Source organism: Streptomyces sp. NPDC111628 (genome assembly GCF_055635195.1).
Genome location: NZ_JBVKBZ010000009.1, coordinates 335,338 through 352,069 on the forward strand (window position 1 = coordinate 335,338; position 16,732 = coordinate 352,069).

The window sequence follows — 16,732 nt, forward strand, 5'->3', positions numbered from 1 at the left end:
GCCCGCTCAGGAGACCGTGCCCGTGATCACCGCGCCCGCCCCCATGCCCCCCGCCTACGACTCGGGCGACACCGCCTGGATGCTGGCCGCGGCGGCCATGGTGCTGTTGATGACCCCCGCCCTCGCCTTCTTCTACGGCGGCATGGTCCGCACCAAGCACATCCTGGTCATGCTCAAGATGAGCTTCGCCTCGCTGTGCTTCGTCACCATTCTCTGGTTCATCGTCGGGTACTCGCTCGCTTTCGGCCCCGACGTGGGAGGCGTCGGACTCATCGGCAACCTCGACCACGCCTTCCTGCGCGGCATCGAGCCGAACACCCTGACCGGGTCCATCCCGACCTATGTGTACGCCACCTTCCAGATGGGCTTCGCCATCGTCACGGTGGCGCTGATCAGCGGCTCGATCGCCGGCCGGGCCACGATGCGGGGCTGGCTGGTCTTCTCGGTGCTGTGGCTGCTGATCGTGTACGTGCCGGTCGCGCACTGGGTCTTCGACACCGAGCACGGCTGGATCACCAAGCACCTGGGCGCGCTGGACTTCGCCGGGGGCCTGCCGGTGGAGCTGAACTCCGGCATCGCCGGGCTGGCCGTCGCGCTGGTCGTCAGAGGTCCGGCGGACTTCCGGCGCAAGGAGCCGACGCCCAACAACATCCCCCTGGTCATGATCGGCGTCGCGCTGCTCTGGTTCGGCTGGCTGGCCTTCAACGCGGGGTCGGCCGTCCGCGACACCGGCACCGCCGCCACGGCCTTCATCAACACCCAGCTCGGCGCGGCCGGTGCGATGGTCACCTGGCCGTTGGTCGAGTACTGGCGCACCCGGCGGGTCACCATGATGGGCGTGGGCTCGTCGGCCGTGGCCGGCATGGTGGCCATCACCCCCGCCTGCGGGGAGATCGACCCCGGCGGCGCGCTGGTGACCGGACTCGTCGCGGGCTTCGTCTGCGCGTTCGCCGTCACCCTCAAGTACCGGCTGAACGTGGACGACACCCTGGACGTGGTCGGCGTGCACGGCGCGGGCGGCCTGGTCGGACTGCTCATGGTCGGCTTCTTCGCCACCTCCACGGTCAGCGGCAAGGAAGGCGTCTTCTACGGGGGCGGCGGCTCCCTGCTCTGGAAGCAGATCGTCGCCATCCTCGCCGTGGCCGCCTTCTCCTTCGTCCTGACCTGGATCCTCGCCAAGGCCGTGGACGCCGTCGTCGGCTTCGCCCAGAAGGAGACGTACGCCGCCGTACCGGGGCGGGACGAGGAGCGGGCCTACGACTTCCGCACCGCCGCACGCCTGGACGCCCTCGCGGGCGCCGGCCGGGGCAGCGACCGGGAACTTCTGGCCGAGATCCAGCGCCTGCTGCGGGAGAACAGGGACGGCTGAGGCAGGGTGTCCGGTTCGCCCGTTGACAGTGGTGCGCGGGAGGCCGAGACTCGGCGTCAGATGATGGTGAAGGAAATTTCACCATGCGAACACCTGCTGCGGACAACCGCCGCGAACAACTGGTGATTCGAGCAAGGCAACGACGCCGATCGAAGGGAACGACCGATGCGCACCACCGTCGGCATCATCGGGGCAGGCCCCGCGGGGCTCCTGCTGGCCCGGCTGCTGCACAACGCCGGGATCGACTCGGTCGTCCTGGAGAGCCGCGACCGTGCGTACGTCGAGCGCAGGCAGCGCGCCGGGATCCTGGAGCAGGGCACGGTGGACGTGCTGCGCGAGGCCGGGGCCGGGGAGCGGATGGACCGGGTGGGGCTGCGCCACGACGGCATCGAGCTGCGGTTCGCCCGCCGCCGCCACCGCGTCGACTTCCCCGCGCTCACCGGCGGCAGGTCCGTCATGGTCTACGCCCAGACCGAGGTCTGCAAGGACCTCATCGCCCTCCAGCTGGAGGAGGGCGGCCCGCTGCTGTTCGAGGCGGAGGCGCTGGCGGTGGAAGGCGCCGAGACGGACCGCCCGCGCGTCCGCTTCCGCCACCAGGGCGCCGAGGACGTGCTGGAGTGCGACTACGTCGTCGGCTGCGACGGCTTCTGGGGAGTGGCCCGGAGCGCGGTCCCGGACGGGCGCACCTTCGAGCGGACGTACCCCTTCTCCTGGCTCGGCATCCTCGCCGACGTCGCCCCCTCGCACGACGAACTGGTCTACGCCCGGCACGACCGCGGCTTCGCCCTGCTGTCCATGCGCTCCCCGTCCGTCTCCCGCCTCTACCTCCAGGTCCCCGCGGACACGGACGCCGACAGCTGGGGCGACGAGGAGATCTGGGACGAGCTGGAGCGCCGCTTCGAGACCGACGACGACTGGAGCCTCCGACGGGGCCCCATCACCCAGAAGTCGGTCACGCCGATGCGCTCCTACGTCCACGAGCCCATGCGGCACGGCCGCCTCTTCCTGGCCGGCGACGCCGCGCACATCGTGCCGCCCACCGGAGCCAAGGGCCTCAACCTCGCCGTCGGCGACGTGGTCACCTTCGCGCGGGCGCTGGCCCACCGCACCGAGACCGGCTCCGACGAACTGCTCGACGCCTACTCCGCGACCTGTCTGCGCCGCGTCTGGCAGGCCGAGCGCTTCTCGTACGACATGACGACGCTGCTGCACACCGCCCCGGGCGCCACCCCCTTCGAGGACCGGCTCCAGCTGGCCCGCCTCGACCGGATCACGTCCTCCCGCGCCGCCGAGACCGACCTCGCCGAGGCCTACACCGGGTTCCCGATCGGGTGAGCGGGGCCGGGCGGCCCGGGTGCCCCCGGCCGTGAGGGGAATCACTGATCGGCGTAGCGTGTTGAGTCGCAAGGCGAGGGAAAGATCCTCCCCAAGCAGTAGGGTCATTCCTTTGCCGTTCTATTACTCTTGAGCCCAAGGCTGCGCCGTGTGGCCACGGAGGAGTGAAATGAGGAGCAGAAACCCGGTCTTCTCGCGACGGGGGTTCAGCCGCGACAACGGCTACGCGGGCTTCAACGCCGCGCCGCAGGCCGGGGGACCCGCCGTCGCCACGCAGGCCAACCCGTACGCGCAGGGCACCCAGGGCAACCCGTACGCCCAGCAGCCCGCCGGCAACCCGTACGCGCAGAACCCGTACGCCCAGCCGGACCAGCAGTTCGGCGCGCCGCCGCAGGCGCCCGCCACCACCGGCCGGATGACGATGGACGACGTCGTCATCCGTACGGCCGGCACGCTCGGCGTGCTCGTGGTGACGGCCGCGCTCGCGTGGGCGCTGCTGCCCGTGGACGACGCCAACATCAGCCGCTCGTACGGCATCGGCATCGGCGCCGCGCTGATCGGCATGGTCCTGGCGCTCGTCCAGTCCTTCAAGCGCAAGCCCACGCCGGCGCTGATCCTGTCCTACGCGGCGTTCGAGGGTGTCTTCCTCGGCGTCGTCTCCAGCGTCGTCGACAACCGCATCGCGGACGGCGCGGCCATGCAGGCCGTGATTGGCACGATGGCGGTCTTCGCCGGTGTGCTGATCGCCTACAAGGCGGGCTGGATCCGCGTCAACCGACGCTTCTACGGCTTCGTGATGGCCGCCGCGCTCGGCTTCGTCTTCCTGATGATGGTGAACCTGCTGTTCGCCGTCTTCGGCGGCGGCGACGGCCTCGGCTTCCGCAGCGGTGCGCTCGGTGTCGTCTTCGGCATCGTCGGCATCATCCTCGGTGCCTGCTTCCTTGCCCTCGACTTCAAGCAGGTCGAGGACGGGCTCGCCTACGGCGCCCCGCGCGAGGAGGCCTGGTTCGCCGCCTTCGGCCTCACGCTGACGCTGGTCTGGATCTACCTGGAGTTCCTGCGCCTCATCGCGATCCTGAACAGCAACGACTAGTAGCACCCAGCAGGTGAAGGGCCCCGGGCTTCGTGCCCGGGGCCCTTCGTCGTCGTGGGGTCGGTGCGCCCGCTCACAGCAGGTTGCGCGCGGCCCTTCTCAGGTCGTACTCGTGGACGATCGCCTTCGCGTGGCCGTACGCGAGGTTGTGTTCGTGGCGGAGCCAGCTGACCTTCTCCTCGAAGCGGAAGAGGGCGGGGCCGTCCTCGACGGCGCGCAGCCAGTCGGAGATCTCACGGCCGGTGCACTGGGGGATACGGGCGAGCAGATTGCGATGGGTCTCCTCGGAGAAGACTTGGGACATCGGCGCCTCCGGGCGAAAGGGGATGTGAGCCGGTCCTTCACGTCACCGTGCCTGAGCGTTCGCCCGTTGGCAACAGTCCCGGACGGCCGCGTACGCTCGCGCCGTGGTTGATACGACGCCTTTGACCCGTGCCGTGGACGACTTCGCCGACCGCCTGCGGGCCGCCCCGCAGAGCAGACTGCAACGCGGCGCCGCCGCCGAGGCGCTCGGCCTGGCCAGGGAGTTGGCCCGGCGCGCCCAGCTCGTGGAGGAACCCGCGGCCGAGCCCCGGGAGATGCCGGACGCGGGCATGTTCGCCGCCGCCGACCAGATCGCCGTCGCCGCACACGACTTGGCCCTCGTCCTGGAGAACGAGGGCCAGGTGGAAGAAGCGGCGGCGCTGGTCGAGGAGGCCCGCAAGCGGGCCGGGGTCTGATGCGACCGGCGGGACCGGCGCGGCCGGCGTGACTGGCGTGGGCTGGTGTGAGCTGGTGTGACTACAGGGACGCGATGACGCGGTCCGCCAGGATGTACACGTTCTCCTCGCCGCACGCGAAGGTCAGCGTGTAGGCACCGGAGATGCCGGAGCCGCCGAGGAGGTACGGCGTCTGGCCCGCGCCCAGTGCGGTGGCCAGGCGCTCCGCGGTCTCGCGGTGGCCCGGGGTCATGCACAGGGTGGTGCCGTCGGCGAAGACGTACACGTCGAGGGTGCCCAGCGGACCCGGACGGACGTCGGCCAGCGCGACGCTCGACTCGGCCAGCCCCTCCAGGGTCGCCACGGTGCGGTCGTGATCGTTCACGGCCGGGGACGGGTTCGGCACGAAGTCCGGGTGCGAGGGGTGCCGGCGTCGGGCGGCGGCCAGCTCGGCGGACTCCCTGGGACCGGCGTGACCCGCGTCCTGCGCGGCCGGCTCGTCGGTGTCCGCGGCCGGCTCGGTCACGGGCTCCAGGCCCACGAGGTCCGCCTGGCGGGGCAGGAACAGCTCACTGTCGGACAGACCGAGCAGCAGGGGCGCGTCGGACGCGTCCCGGGTCTCCTGGGCGGCCCAGAAGGCCCGCGCCTCGGCGAGCTCCCGCTCGCGCTCCTCGGCGAGCGCCTCCGCGACGGCGGCGCGTATCTCCTCGGCGTCGGCGGTGGTGCGGGCGGCGGGCACCCGGCCCCGCGTGGCGGTGGCCCGGCTCTCGGCCAGCTCGGCGCGCAAGGCGGTCACCTGGCGGCGCAGCACCAGGATGCTGCGCAGGACGGCGACGCCCACGGCGCCGGTGGCGGCCGTGGTGAGCAGCAGGGCGATCGGCATGGCGCTCACTGACGTACTCCCGGTTCAAAGTCGACCCCCGACTTCCTACATCAGCTTGAAGGGAGGGCTAACCGTCTGTCAGTGCGTAACGTCACGAAACGGACAGGACTTTGGGCCCGCGAGGTAGGGGTGGGGGTGGTCTGACCTGCGTAAATCCATGGGGCGGGAGAGGTAGGTCACATCCTGGGGGAGTTTGGGTCACAAAACGGCCCAGAACCCTGGAGTGAACGGGGTTCCGGGCCGGGTTGTCACGCTGGGTCCGCGAGGCGCTACTGACGGTCCCTCAGTGCCCTTCGGCAGGGGTCAGCTCAGGCGCTCGATCACCATGGCCATGCCCTGGCCGCCGCCGACGCACATGGTCTCCAGACCGAACTGCTTGTCGTGCGTCCGGAGGGAGTTGATCAGCGTGCCGGTGATGCGGGCGCCGGTCATGCCGAAGGGGTGGCCGACGGCGATGGCACCGCCGTTGACGTTCAGCTTCTCCAGCGGGATGCCGAGGTCGCGGTAGGAGGGGATGACCTGCGCGGCGAACGCCTCGTTGATCTCGACCAGGTCGATGTCGCCGACGCCCAGCCCGGCCCGGGACAGGGCCTGCTTGCTGGCCTCGACCGGGCCGAGGCCCATGATCTCGGGGGAGAGGCCGGAGACGCCGGTGGAGACGATGCGGGCCAGCGGGGTCAGGCCCAGCTCGCGGGCCTTGGTGTCGCTCATGATCACGAGGGCGGCGGCGCCGTCGTTGAGCGGGCAGCAGTTGCCGGCGGTGACCAGACCGTCGGGGCGGAAGACCGGCTTGAGGCCCTGGACGCCCTCCAGGGTGACGCCGGCGCGCGGGCCGTCGTCCTTGCTGACGACCGTGCCGTCGGGCAGCGTCACCGGGGTGATCTCGCGCTCCCAGAAGCCGTTCTTGATGGCCTCCTCGGCGAGGTTCTGGGACCGGACGCCGAACTCGTCCATGTCCTGCCGGGTGATGCCCTTGGCGCGGGCGAGGTTCTCCGCGGTCTGGCCCATCGCGATGTACGGGTCGGGGACGAGGCCGTCCTCGCGCGGGTCGTGCCAGGTGGTGCCCTCCTGCTGGGCGACCTCGGCGGTGCGGGCCTCGGCCTCGGCGAAGAGCGGGTTGCGGGTGTCCGGGAGGCTGTCGGAGTTGCCCTTGGCGAAGCGGGAGACCATCTCGACGCCGGCCGAGATGAAGACGTCGCCCTCACCGGCCTTGATGGCGTGCAGGGCCATGCGGGAGGTCTGCAGGGACGAGGAGCAGTACCGGGTGACGGTGCAGCCCGGCAGGTGGTCCATGCCCATCTCGACGGCGACGATCCGGCCGAGGTTGTTGCCCTGCTCGCCGCCGGGCAGGCCGCAGCCGAGCATCAGGTCGTCGATGTCCCGCGGGTCCAGCTCGGGGACCTTCGCGAGGGCCGCCTGGATGATCGTGGCGGCCAGGTCGTCGGGGCGCAGGTCCTTCAGGGAGCCCTTGAAGGCGCGGCCGATGGGGGAACGGGCGGCAGAGACGATCACGGCTTCGGGCATCACGGCTCCAGTGGCGAGGCGGTACGGGGCGGGCAGGGCTGGTTGGGAAGTTACCCGGCCGTATGGCCCGGGTCACGGCTATGGGCATGTGACATGGACCGCAACTGTCTAAGCGCTTGCTTTTGCCTCCGGCGGTCGGGCGGTGCACCCGTGCCGGGTGCTGTGGGTGGCGGGCGTACCTGGGGGCTGTGCCCCCAGACCCCCCTTCGGCCTGGACGGCCTCGTCCTCAAACGCCGGACGGGCTGGAGGGTTCCGCCTCTGCCACCCTCCGCCTCCGTCGGCGCTTGAGCAGCGCCCAGGGCCCCCGAGACCCCGTAGGCACAGCGGCAGCGACCTCCGTACCCGCCTCCGACGCCGCCTCCGCCGCCGCACGCGCCACCGGCAGGAAGCCCTCGCGGCGCAGCGCGTCCGGGTGCTCCTCCTCGGCCGGCCACAGGCCGAGCGCGGCGCACACCGAGGGCAGTACCGCCATCGCGGCGGTGGCGTACCCCTCGGCGGACGGGTGGTAGTTGTCCGGGCCGAACAGCTCCCGTGGGTTCTGCGCGAACTCCGGGCCCAGCAGATCGCCCAGTGACACCGTGCGCCCGCCCTGCTCGACGGCGCCGATGGTCTGTGCCGCCGCGAGCTGCCGCGAGGCCCGCCGGGCCAGCCAGCGCAGCGGCTGCCGCACCCGCTCGATCGTGCCCAGGTCCGGACAGGTGCCGACCACCACCTCCGCACCGGCCGTGCGCAGCCGCCGTACCGCCGAGGACAGGTGCCGCACCGAGCGGGTCGCCGGCATCCGGTGGGTGACGTCATTGGCGCCGACCATGATCACGCAGACGTCGGGCACCCGGTCCGGCTCCGCGAGCACCAGCGTCACCTGCCGGTCCAGGTCGTCCGAGCACGCCCCCGGCTGCGCGACCGACCCCAGCCGCACCGGCCGTTCCGCCACCGCCGCGAGCCCGGACGCCAGCAGCGCGCCCGGCGTCTGCCCGGCCCGGTGCACGCCCTGCCCGGCGGCCGTGGAGTCGCCCAGCATCATCAGCCGCAGCGGTGGGTCACCGGCCGTGGGCAGGGTGCCGCCGTACAGTCCCTGCGCGTTCGGCACCCGGGTCGGTGGACCCACCCCCACCCGGCGTCTGGCCAACTGCACCTCGGCCACCACCAGGCCGACCGCCGCCGCTCCCGCCAGGCCGATGCCGCCGCCGCCGTACGCCGCGCCGGCCGCGATCCGCCGGGCCACCCTCGCCCTCGACATGCTCGTCATGCGTCGCCGCCACCTCCTCCAACCCGTACACCCACTCCTTGCCCCGTACGGACGGTCGCCCAATCTCAACGCAGGGTGAACGACCGTCACGGGGCATCCGCGGGCCCGCAGGCCATAGGCTGGCCGGACCGATATCGACCCTTCATTTGCGGCATCCGGAGACCACGGTGCAATTCCACGACTCGATGATCAGCCTCGTCGGCAACACCCCGCTGGTGCGGCTCAACAACGTGACCAAGGGGATCAGGGCGACCGTCCTGGCCAAGGTGGAGTACTTCAACCCGGGCGGCTCGGTGAAGGACCGCATCGCCCTGCGCATGATCGAGGCCGCGGAGAAGAGCGGAGAGCTGCAGCCGGGCGGCACCATCGTCGAGCCGACCAGCGGCAACACCGGCGTCGGCCTCGCCATCGTGGCCCAGCAGAAGGGCTACAAGTGCATCTTCGTCTGCCCCGACAAGGTGTCCACCGACAAGATCAACGTGCTGCGCGCGTACGGCGCCGAGGTCGTCGTCTGCCCGACCGCGGTCGACCCCGAGCACCCCGACTCGTACTACAACGTCTCCGACCGGCTGGTCCGCGAGACGCCGGGCGCCTGGAAGCCGGACCAGTACTCCAACCCGAACAACCCGCTCTCCCACTACCACTCCACGGGCCCCGAGCTGTGGGAGCAGACCGAGGGGAAGATCACCCACTTCGTGACCGGCGTCGGCACCGGCGGCACCATCTCCGGCACCGGCAGGTACCTGAAGGACGCCAGTGACGGCGCGGTGAAGGTCATCGGCGCCGACCCCGAGGGCTCCGTCTACTCCGGCGGCTCCGGGCGCCCGTACCTGGTCGAGGGCGTCGGCGAGGACTTCTGGCCGACGGCGTACGACCGCGAGGTCGCGGACGAGATCGTCGCCGTCTCCGACAAGGACTCCTTCCAGATGACCCGCCGCCTCGCCAAGGAGGAGGGCCTGCTGGTGGGCGGCTCCTGCGGCATGGCGGTCGTCGCGGCGCTGGAGGTGGCGGCGCGGCTCGGCGAGGACGACGTGGTGGTCGTCCTGCTGCCGGACAGCGGGCGCGGCTACCTCAGCAAGATCTTCAACGACGAGTGGATGGCCGACTACGGCTTCCTGGAGGACGCCGGTCCCAGCGCCCGCGTCGCCGAGGTCCTGAACCACAAGGAGGGCGGCCACATCCCCTCCCTCGTCCACATGCACCCGGACGAGACCGTCGGCCAGGCCATCGAGGTGCTGCGCGAGTACGGCGTCTCGCAGATGCCGATCGTCAAGCCCGGCGCCGGTCACCCGGACGTGATGGCCGCGGAGGTCGTCGGCTCGGTGGTGGAGCGCGAGCTGCTGGACGCGCTGTTCGCCAAGCGTGCCTCGCTGGAGGACCCGCTGGAGAAGCACATGTCCGCCCCGCTGCCCCAGGTCGGTTCCGGCGAGCCGGTCGCGGACCTGATGTCGGTGCTCGGCGGCGCCGACGCGGCGATCGTCCTCGTCGAGGGCAAGCCGACCGGTGTGGTGAGCCGGCAGGACCTGCTGTCCTTCCTCGCCAAGGGCAAGTAGAGCAAGTAGAGCAAGTGAGGCAGGTGGGACAGGCAGGGCGGGCGGGATCCGCGGCCCGGCTGGTGATCTTCGTGGACTTCGCGGAAGTGGTACGCGCACGTCATGTGCGCGCAGCAGTCGCTTAACACGGGACCGGCAGAGTATGGGGTGTCGGCAGGGAAGGCGGGGTACCACCCAGGCGTTCAGCACTGGGGGAGGCTCCCCGGACCCGCCGACGCCGAACGGCGTCACGGACCTTCCGGAGCGGCTCCCGGACTTCCAAGGACGCCACGGACGCGCCGCCCCGGCCGTGAGGCCCGGCACCGCGCGTCCCCCGCGGGGACCGCCGTCGTCCCGCCCCCCAGCGATGGGGGTGCGGCGGTCCCCGCGCAGCTCTTTTCCTGCCTTCCCTTGCCCTCAGTCCTCCCAGGCGTCGCCCCGCCCGGCGCCGCGGCGGTGCCCGAACAGGCCCGGGTTGGTGCGGGCGACCTGGACCACGTTGACCCCGACGATGCCCGCCCAGGCGACCAGCATCCCGGGCAGGTCCGCCACGCCGCCCCCGATCGCGGACAGCGGGATCGCGAGCACCAGCGAGACGATGCCGAAGCCGAAGCGCTCGCCGAAGGAGTCCGTGGTCCGCGGCGACCGGCTGTCCCGGGCGGCCGTCATCTGCTGTTCGGCGAGTTGTCGGCGCACCCGGCGCTCCACCGCTCCGTCGATGCGCTGGTCGACCTTCTCCAGGAACGAGTCGACCAGCGCGGACTCGTACTCCTCGCCGAGCTCCCTGCGGGTCCGCAGGGTGGCGTCGAGTTCCTTCTTCAGGTCGGCGTCGCGTGCGTCCATTCCCGTCATGAATCCCACGGTAGGCAGCGGGGGCGCTGTCGGCACTGGGGACAACCCCCGTTTTCGGCGGGGGCGGGCCGGACGGGTCGGCCCGCGCCGCCGCCTCGCTGTATAAAGGTATGCAGGAGTCGGGGAGCGTGAATAGGGCGAGGGGGCCACGTCATGAACGGGACCGGCGGCACGAGCGGGACGAGCGGGACCGACAGTCCGGCCGCGCGGCTGCAGACGCTCTTCGAGGGGCACCGGCTGACGCCGACCCAGCGGCGCATCGCGCACAGCATGGTGCGCCGCGCCTCCGACGTGCCCTTCCTGTCGAGCGTGGAGCTGGCCGAGCTGGCGGGGGTCAGCCAGCCGTCCGTGACCCGCTTCGCCGTCGCCCTCGGCTTCGACGGCTACCCGGCGCTGCGCCGCCATCTGCGCGAGGTCGCGCCCGCGGAGCCGGTCCCGGACGACGGTGCCGTCAACGAGTACCAGCAGGCGGTGGCGGCCGAGATCGAGAACCTGCGGCACCTCGCGGAGGTGCTGGCCGACCCGGGGCCCGTGCGGGAGGCCGGCCGCCTGCTCGCCGGGAGCCGGCCGCTGCCGGTGCTCGGGCTGCGGGCCGCCGCCGCCCAGGCACACGGCTTCGCCTACTTCGCCGCCAAGGTCCACCCGGACGTCCGGCTCCTCGGCGAGGGCGGCACGATGCTCCGCGACCGCATCGACGCCGCCGTCCGGGCCGGGGCGGGCACGCTGCTCTGCTTCGCCCTGCCCCGGCACCCGCGCGAGGTCGTCGAGGCGCTCGCCCACGCCAAGGAGGCCGGGCTCACGGTGGTGACCGTCGCCGACTCCGCCTTCGCGCCGGTCGCCAAGGTGTCCGACCTGCTGCTGCCCGCCGCCGTCGGCACCGGCCTCGCCTTCGACACCGCCTGCGCGCCGATGCTGCTCGGCCGGGTGCTGCTGGAGGCGATGTGCGACGACCTGCCGGACGCGCAGGCCCGGCTGGAGGAGTTCGACGCCAAGGCGGCGGCGCGGGGGCTCTTCGTGGACTGACCCGGGAGCACCCCGGAGGTGATCCGACCCGGACGGCGGACGGGTTCTCAGACTCGTCTCAGCTTGCCCCGTTACAGTGCGGCGCCTGACACACCCTTCAGACGCATCGCACAGGCAGGAACGGGACAGGAGGCAGGACGTGGCGCGCGGAGGACAGGTGGGACTGGCTCGGGTCGCCGTCGTCGTACGGGCGGGCGCCGCACCACTGTGGTGGCTGGGCGTTTTCGCGGCGGGCATCGGCGTGCTGGTGCCGGGACTGACCGGACGCCGGATCGGCGTGCTGGCGGGCGCCGCCCTCTTCATCGTCGCCACGGCCGTCGTGGCGTGGGTGCGCCGACGGCGCTACGCGGCTCTGGCCGGTTCGGCCGCCCGCGCGGGCAAGCACGATGTGCTCCAGGACCGCGGGGTCACCGTACGCAACTGGCGGCGGGGCCACCGCTGGTGGCTGCTCCTCGCCTTCCTCGCCGCCCTCGGTAGCGCCTTCGCCCTGCCCGCCGCGGGCGGGCTGCTGCTGGCCGGCTGCGGTGCCGGGCTGTGGCTCAAGTCCGCCTGGATCGGCCGCCGCGAACAGGCCGGGGACGCCCTGCTGTGGGTCCGCGTGGACTGGCTCGCCGACAACGCGGGCCGCCCCGCGGGCAAGGCGGTCAAGGCCTACCGCAGCACAGGCATCGCGGCGGGCGACGCGGCACCGGGCGGAGCGAGGCGGAAGACGCCGGCGACGGTCTGAGCGACGTCCGGCAGTCCGAGCGCGGGGCCCCCGACCGGGGGCCCCGCGCTCGTTTGCGGACGGCACGGACACGGCCCTGTTGACTAGCTCTATTCAGAAGGCGAGGATATGAATATCCATAGCAACAATCCGCCGGGAGCAAGCCACCAGGAGGCAGACCATGTCCGGACCCCGCCCTGTCCGAGCGCCACGCGGTACCGAGCCGAGCGCGCTGGGCTGGCAGCAGGAGGCCGCCCTGCGGATGCTGCAGAACAACCTCGACCCGGAGGTCGCCGAGCACCCCGACAAGCTCGTCGTCTACGGCGGCACGGGCAAGGCGGCCCGCGACTGGCGCTCCTTCGACGCGATGGTGCGGACCCTGCGCACCCTCAAGCAGGACGAGACGATGCTCGTCCAGTCCGGCCGCCCGGTCGGCGTCATGCAGACCCACGAGTGGGCCCCGCGGGTCCTCATCGCCAACTCCAACCTCGTCGGCGACTGGGCCAACTGGGAGGAGTTCCGCCGCCTGGAGGCCCTCGGCCTGACCATGTACGGGCAGATGACCGCCGGCTCCTGGATCTACATCGGCACCCAGGGCATCCTCCAGGGCACCTACGAGACCTTCGCCGCCGTCGCCGCCAAGAAGTTCGGCGGCACGCTGGCCGGGACCATCACCCTCACCGCCGGCCTCGGCGGCATGGGCGGCGCCCAGCCCCTCGCGGTCACCATGAACGACGGCGTCGTCATCTGCGTCGACTGCGACCCGCGCGCCATCGACCGCCGCATCGAGCACCGCTACCTCGACGTGAAGGCCGACTCCCTCGACCACGCCCTGCAGCTGGCCACCGAGGCCCGCGACCGCCGCAAGCCGCTGTCCATCGGGGTCCTCGGCAACGCCGCCGAGCTGGTCCCGCAGCTCCTCGCCATGGGCGCCCCGATCGACATCGTCACCGACCAGACCTCGGCCCACGACCCGCTGGCCTACCTGCCCACCGGGATCGCCTTCGAGGACATGGCCGACGCCGCCGCCAAGGACCCGGCGGGCTTCACCACCCGGGCGCGGGAGTCCATGGCCCGGCATGTCGAGGCCATGGTCGGCTTCCAGGACGCCGGCGCCGAGGTCTTCGACTACGGCAACTCCATCCGCGGCGAGGCCCAGCTCGCCGGGTACGACCGGGCGTTCGCCTTCCCGGGCTTCGTACCGGCCTACATCCGCCCGCTGTTCTGCGAGGGCAAGGGTCCCTTCCGCTGGGCCGCCCTGTCCGGCGACCCCGCCGACATCGCCAAGACCGACAAGGCCATCCTCGACCTCTTCCCCGAGAACGAGTCCCTGGCCCGCTGGATCAAGATGGCGGGGGAGCGGGTCCACTTCCAGGGCCTGCCCGCCCGCATCTGCTGGCTCGGCTACGGCGAGCGCGACAAGGCCGGTGAGCGGTTCAACGACATGGTCGCGAGCGGCGAGCTGGCCGCGCCGATCGTCATCGGCCGCGACCACCTCGACTGCGGCTCCGTCGCCTCCCCGTACCGCGAGACCGAGGCGATGCTCGACGGCTCCGACGCCATCGCCGACTGGCCGCTGCTCAACGCCATGGTCAACGTGGCCTCCGGCGCCTCCTGGGTCTCCCTCCACCACGGCGGCGGCGTCGGCATGGGCCGCTCCATCCACGCCGGGCAGGTCACTGTCGCCGACGGCACCCCGCTCGCCGGGGAGAAGATCCGCCGGGTGCTCACCAACGACCCCGGCATGGGCGTCATCCGGCACGTCGACGCCGGGTACGACATCGCCGAGTCGGTGGCGGCCGAGCGCGACGTGCGGGTGCCGATGCGCGAGGGTGACGGCGCGTGAGCTTCCACAGCATGTGGGCGGAGCTGCTGCCGGTCGGCCGCAGCTCCGTCTCCGGCGGCTACCGCCGCTCCGCCTGGACCGGCGCCGACGCCGACTGCCGGACCTGGTTCCAGGAGCAGGCCGAGGCACGTGGCATGACCTACGAGACCGACCGCAACGGCAACCAGTGGGCCTGGCTCGGCGACCCGGCGGCCGGGAACGCCGTCGTCACCGGGTCCCACCTGGACTCCGTGCCCGACGGCGGCGCCTTCGACGGCCCCCTCGGCGTGGTCTCCGCCTTCGCCGCCCTCGACGAACTGCGCGGGAGGGGAGCGCGGTTCACCAGGCCGCTCGGCATCGTCAACTTCGGCGACGAGGAGGGCGCCCGCTTCGGCCTCGCCTGCGTCGGCTCCCGGCTGACCGCGGGGGCGCTCACCGTCGAGCAGGCGCACCGACTCACCGACGGCGACGGCGTCACCCTCCCGCAGGCCATGGAGTCCGCCGGGTACGACCCGGGCACCCTCGGCCCCGACCCCGAACGGCTCGCCCGCATCGGCGCCTTCGTCGAACTCCACGTCGAACAGGGCCGAGCCCTCGACCTGTCCGGCGACCGCATCGGCATCGCGTCCGCCATCTGGCCGCACGGACGCTGGCGGTTCGACTTCCGCGGCGAGGCCAACCACGCCGGCACCACCCGCCTCGCCGACCGGCACGACCCGATGCTGTCGTACGCCGAGACCGTCCTCGCCGCCCGCCGCGAGGCCGAACTCGCCGGTGCCGTCGCCACCTTCGGCAAGATCGGCGTCGAACCCAACGGCGTCAACGCCGTCCCCTCCCTGGTGCGCGGCTGGCTTGACTCCCGCGCCGCCGACCAGGCGAGCCTGGACACCGTGGTCACCGGCATCGAGAAGGCCGCCCGCGAGTACGCCGCCGCACACGGCGTGGACCTCGACGTGGTCCGCGAGTCCTTCACGCCCGTAGTCGAGTTCGACCACGCCCTGCGCGACGAACTCGGGCGCATCCTGGGCACGGAGACGGAGCTGAAGGTCCCCGTCCTCGGCACCGGTGCCGGACACGACGCCGGAATCCTCTCCGACCGCATCCCGACCGCCATGCTGTTCGTGCGCAACCCCACCGGCGTCTCGCACTCCCCGGCCGAGTACGCCGCCGAGGACGACTGCGTGGCCGGGGTGAACGCACTCGCCGACGTACTGGAAGGGCTGGCCTGCACGTGACCTCCTCCGAGGGGACCCGGACGTACTGGCTGGAGCACGCGTGGCTCGGCACCCACGTCGAGCCGGACGTCGCCGTCGACTTGGGCGACGGCCGCATCACCGCCGTCCACCAGGGCGTCGCCACCCCGCCGCCCGGCGCCGAGATCCTGCGCGGACTGACCCTGCCGGGGCTGGCGAATGCGCACTCCCACGCCTTCCACCGCGCCCTGCGCGGGACCGTCCAGGTCGGCTCGGGCACCTTCTGGACCTGGCGCGAGGTGATGTACTCCGTCGCCGACCGGCTGACCCCGGACACCTACCACGCCCTCGCCCGCGCCGTGTACGCCGAGATGGCGCTGGCCGGCATCACCGCCGTCGGCGAGTTCCACTACGTGCACCACGCGCCCGGAGGCACCCCCTACGCCGACCCCAACGCGATGGGCGAGGCGCTGATCGAGGCCGCCGCCGAAGCCGGTGTCCGCATCACCCTCCTCGACACCTGCTACCTCTCCTCCGGCTTCGGCGCCCCCCCGAACACCCACCAGCGCCGCTTCTCCGACGGCACGGCCCAGGCCTGGGCCGAACGCTGTTCAGTTCTCAAGGAACGGGATCACGCACGGATCGGGGCCGCGATCCACTCCGTACGGGCCGTGCCCGCCGACCAGTTGGCGACCGTGGCGCAGTGGGCCGAGGCGCGGCGGGCTCCGCTGCATGTGCACCTGTCCGAGCAGACCGCCGAGAACGACGCCTGCCAACAGGCGCACGGCCGCACCCCGACCCGGCTCCTCGCCGACCACGGTGTGCTGGGCGCCCGCACCACCGGCGTCCACAACACCCACCTCACCGACGAGGACATCGCCCTGCTCGGCGGCAGCCGCACCGGCACCTGCATGTGCCCCACCACGGAACGGGACCTGGCCGACGGCATCGGACCCGCGGCCGCGCTCCAGCGGGCGGGCTCGCCGCTCTCCCTCGGCTCGGACAGCCACGCCGTCATCGACCTGCTGGAGGAGGCACGCGCCATGGAGCTGAACGAGCGCCTGCGCACCCGCGCCCGCGGCCACTGGACCGCCGCCGCCCTCCTGCGGGCCGCCACCGCCGACGGCCACGCCGCCCTCGGCTGGGACGACACCGGCCGCATCGAGGCCGGGGCCCGCGCCGACCTGGCGACGGTCGCGCTGGACTCGGTCAGGACAGCGGGGCCGCTGCCCAGACTCGGCGCCGAGACGGCCGTATTCGCCGCGACGGCAGCGGACGTACGGCACACGGTCGTGGGCGGGCGGCACGTCGTACGCGACGGGGCGCACGCCCTCGTACCGGATGTGCCGCAGGCCCTCGCGCGGGCCGTCGACGCCCTGCGCGCCTGACCACCGGCGCCCGCCCGCGGCCAGGCCCAGACCCCCGCCCCAGCCCCCACGAGGACACCAG

15 protein-coding genes are annotated in these 16,732 nt (G+C 72.4%); 10 read left to right on the top strand and 5 right to left on the bottom strand.

Annotation, left to right across the window (positions count from 1 at the left end; translation table 11 throughout):
- Positions 1–43: 43 nt before the first annotated feature.
- The 3 genes from ACZ7MF_RS39060 (at position 44) to ACZ7MF_RS39070 (ending at position 3,797) form a co-directional block, all read left to right on the top strand.
- Complete coding sequence (locus ACZ7MF_RS39060; protein ID WP_471483033.1) at positions 44–1,369, top strand: ammonium transporter; 1,326 nt, start codon at positions 44–46, stop codon at positions 1,367–1,369.
- A 165-nt stretch (positions 1,370–1,534) separates the two neighbouring features.
- Entirely contained in the window at positions 1,535–2,704 is a 1,170-nt protein-coding gene (locus ACZ7MF_RS39065) for a 4-hydroxybenzoate 3-monooxygenase (RefSeq protein WP_471482945.1), read from the top strand.
- Positions 2,705–2,873: 169 nt separating this feature from the next.
- The gene (locus tag ACZ7MF_RS39070) at positions 2,874–3,797 is read left to right on the top strand and encodes a Bax inhibitor-1/YccA family protein (RefSeq protein WP_471482947.1); all 924 of its coding nucleotides are present in this window, start codon (positions 2,874–2,876) and stop codon (positions 3,795–3,797) included.
- Positions 3,798–3,870: 73 nt separating this feature from the next.
- On the opposite strand, the gene ACZ7MF_RS39075 is transcribed toward ACZ7MF_RS39070, so the two are convergent.
- Positions 3,871–4,101, bottom strand: coding sequence for a DUF4287 domain-containing protein (locus ACZ7MF_RS39075; protein WP_052842169.1), 231 nt, complete (start codon positions 4,099–4,101; stop codon positions 3,871–3,873).
- 103 nt (positions 4,102–4,204) lie between these two features.
- Between ACZ7MF_RS39075 and ACZ7MF_RS39080 the strand changes: the two genes are divergently transcribed.
- Complete coding sequence (locus ACZ7MF_RS39080) at positions 4,205–4,516, top strand: hypothetical protein (protein ID WP_361008501.1); 312 nt, start codon at positions 4,205–4,207, stop codon at positions 4,514–4,516.
- Between the two features lie 61 nt (positions 4,517–4,577).
- Here ACZ7MF_RS39080 and ACZ7MF_RS39085 read toward each other — a convergent pair whose 3' ends face one another.
- From ACZ7MF_RS39085 to ACZ7MF_RS39095, 3 genes are all read right to left on the bottom strand, one after another.
- The gene (locus tag ACZ7MF_RS39085; RefSeq protein ID WP_471482949.1) at positions 4,578–5,387 is read right to left on the bottom strand and encodes a hypothetical protein; all 810 of its coding nucleotides are present in this window, start codon (positions 5,385–5,387) and stop codon (positions 4,578–4,580) included.
- A 294-nt stretch (positions 5,388–5,681) separates the two neighbouring features.
- A complete protein-coding gene (locus tag ACZ7MF_RS39090) occupies positions 5,682–6,902 on the bottom strand; it encodes an acetyl-CoA C-acetyltransferase (protein WP_385359638.1) in 1,221 nt (406 codons plus the stop codon).
- 227 nt (positions 6,903–7,129) lie between these two features.
- Positions 7,130–8,152 (bottom strand): SGNH/GDSL hydrolase family protein, encoded by a 1,023-nt coding sequence (locus tag ACZ7MF_RS39095; protein ID WP_471482951.1) that lies wholly within the window; start codon positions 8,150–8,152, stop codon positions 7,130–7,132.
- A 167-nt stretch (positions 8,153–8,319) separates the two neighbouring features.
- Here ACZ7MF_RS39095 and ACZ7MF_RS39100 point away from each other — a divergent pair, with 167 nt between their 5' ends.
- On the top strand, positions 8,320–9,705 hold the full coding sequence (locus ACZ7MF_RS39100) for a cystathionine beta-synthase (protein ID WP_471482952.1): 1,386 nt from the start codon (positions 8,320–8,322) through the stop codon (positions 9,703–9,705).
- A gap of 396 nt (positions 9,706–10,101) precedes the next feature.
- Here the strand turns inward: ACZ7MF_RS39100 and ACZ7MF_RS39105 are convergent, their stop codons facing one another.
- A complete protein-coding gene (locus tag ACZ7MF_RS39105) occupies positions 10,102–10,527 on the bottom strand; it encodes a hypothetical protein (RefSeq protein WP_356859485.1) in 426 nt (141 codons plus the stop codon).
- A gap of 162 nt (positions 10,528–10,689) precedes the next feature.
- Here ACZ7MF_RS39105 and ACZ7MF_RS39110 point away from each other — a divergent pair, with 162 nt between their 5' ends.
- The 5 genes from ACZ7MF_RS39110 (at position 10,690) to ACZ7MF_RS39130 (ending at position 16,671) form a co-directional block, all read left to right on the top strand.
- Positions 10,690–11,559: a MurR/RpiR family transcriptional regulator gene (locus tag ACZ7MF_RS39110; protein ID WP_471482953.1), complete on the top strand. Its 870-nt coding sequence runs from the start codon at positions 10,690–10,692 to the stop codon at positions 11,557–11,559.
- Between the two features lie 139 nt (positions 11,560–11,698).
- Positions 11,699–12,286: a hypothetical protein gene (locus tag ACZ7MF_RS39115; RefSeq protein WP_471482955.1), complete on the top strand. Its 588-nt coding sequence runs from the start codon at positions 11,699–11,701 to the stop codon at positions 12,284–12,286.
- 160 nt (positions 12,287–12,446) lie between these two features.
- Positions 12,447–14,111: a urocanate hydratase gene (gene hutU, locus ACZ7MF_RS39120; protein ID WP_471482956.1), complete on the top strand. Its 1,665-nt coding sequence runs from the start codon at positions 12,447–12,449 to the stop codon at positions 14,109–14,111.
- Positions 14,108–15,325, top strand: a complete 1,218-nt coding sequence (locus ACZ7MF_RS39125; RefSeq protein ID WP_471482957.1) for an allantoate amidohydrolase — start codon at positions 14,108–14,110, stop codon at positions 15,323–15,325. The genes hutU and ACZ7MF_RS39125 overlap by 4 nt, the downstream gene beginning before the upstream one ends.
- Positions 15,322–16,671, top strand: coding sequence for a formimidoylglutamate deiminase (locus tag ACZ7MF_RS39130; RefSeq protein WP_471482958.1), 1,350 nt, complete (start codon positions 15,322–15,324; stop codon positions 16,669–16,671). The genes ACZ7MF_RS39125 and ACZ7MF_RS39130 overlap by 4 nt, the downstream gene beginning before the upstream one ends.
- Positions 16,672–16,732: the final 61 nt, after the last annotated feature.

What these genes read in the sequence shown, in the direction of transcription:
- ACZ7MF_RS39105 (WP_356859485.1), bottom strand. Translation starts at nt 10,527, where the DNA reads ATGGACGCACGCGACGCCGACCTGAAGAAGGAACTCGACGCCACCCTG.
- ACZ7MF_RS39110 (WP_471482953.1), top strand. Translation starts at nt 10,690, where the DNA reads ATGAACGGGACCGGCGGCACGAGCGGGACGAGCGGGACCGACAGTCCG.
- hutU (WP_471482956.1), top strand. Translation starts at nt 12,447, where the DNA reads ATGTCCGGACCCCGCCCTGTCCGAGCGCCACGCGGTACCGAGCCGAGC.
- ACZ7MF_RS39060 (WP_471483033.1), top strand. Translation starts at nt 44, where the DNA reads ATGCCCCCCGCCTACGACTCGGGCGACACCGCCTGGATGCTGGCCGCG.
- ACZ7MF_RS39090 (WP_385359638.1), bottom strand. Translation starts at nt 6,902, where the DNA reads ATGCCCGAAGCCGTGATCGTCTCTGCCGCCCGTTCCCCCATCGGCCGC.
- ACZ7MF_RS39095 (WP_471482951.1), bottom strand. Translation starts at nt 8,152, where the DNA reads ATGACGAGCATGTCGAGGGCGAGGGTGGCCCGGCGGATCGCGGCCGGC.
- ACZ7MF_RS39065 (WP_471482945.1), top strand. Translation starts at nt 1,535, where the DNA reads ATGCGCACCACCGTCGGCATCATCGGGGCAGGCCCCGCGGGGCTCCTG.
- ACZ7MF_RS39075 (WP_052842169.1), bottom strand. Translation starts at nt 4,101, where the DNA reads ATGTCCCAAGTCTTCTCCGAGGAGACCCATCGCAATCTGCTCGCCCGT.
- ACZ7MF_RS39070 (WP_471482947.1), top strand. Translation starts at nt 2,874, where the DNA reads ATGAGGAGCAGAAACCCGGTCTTCTCGCGACGGGGGTTCAGCCGCGAC.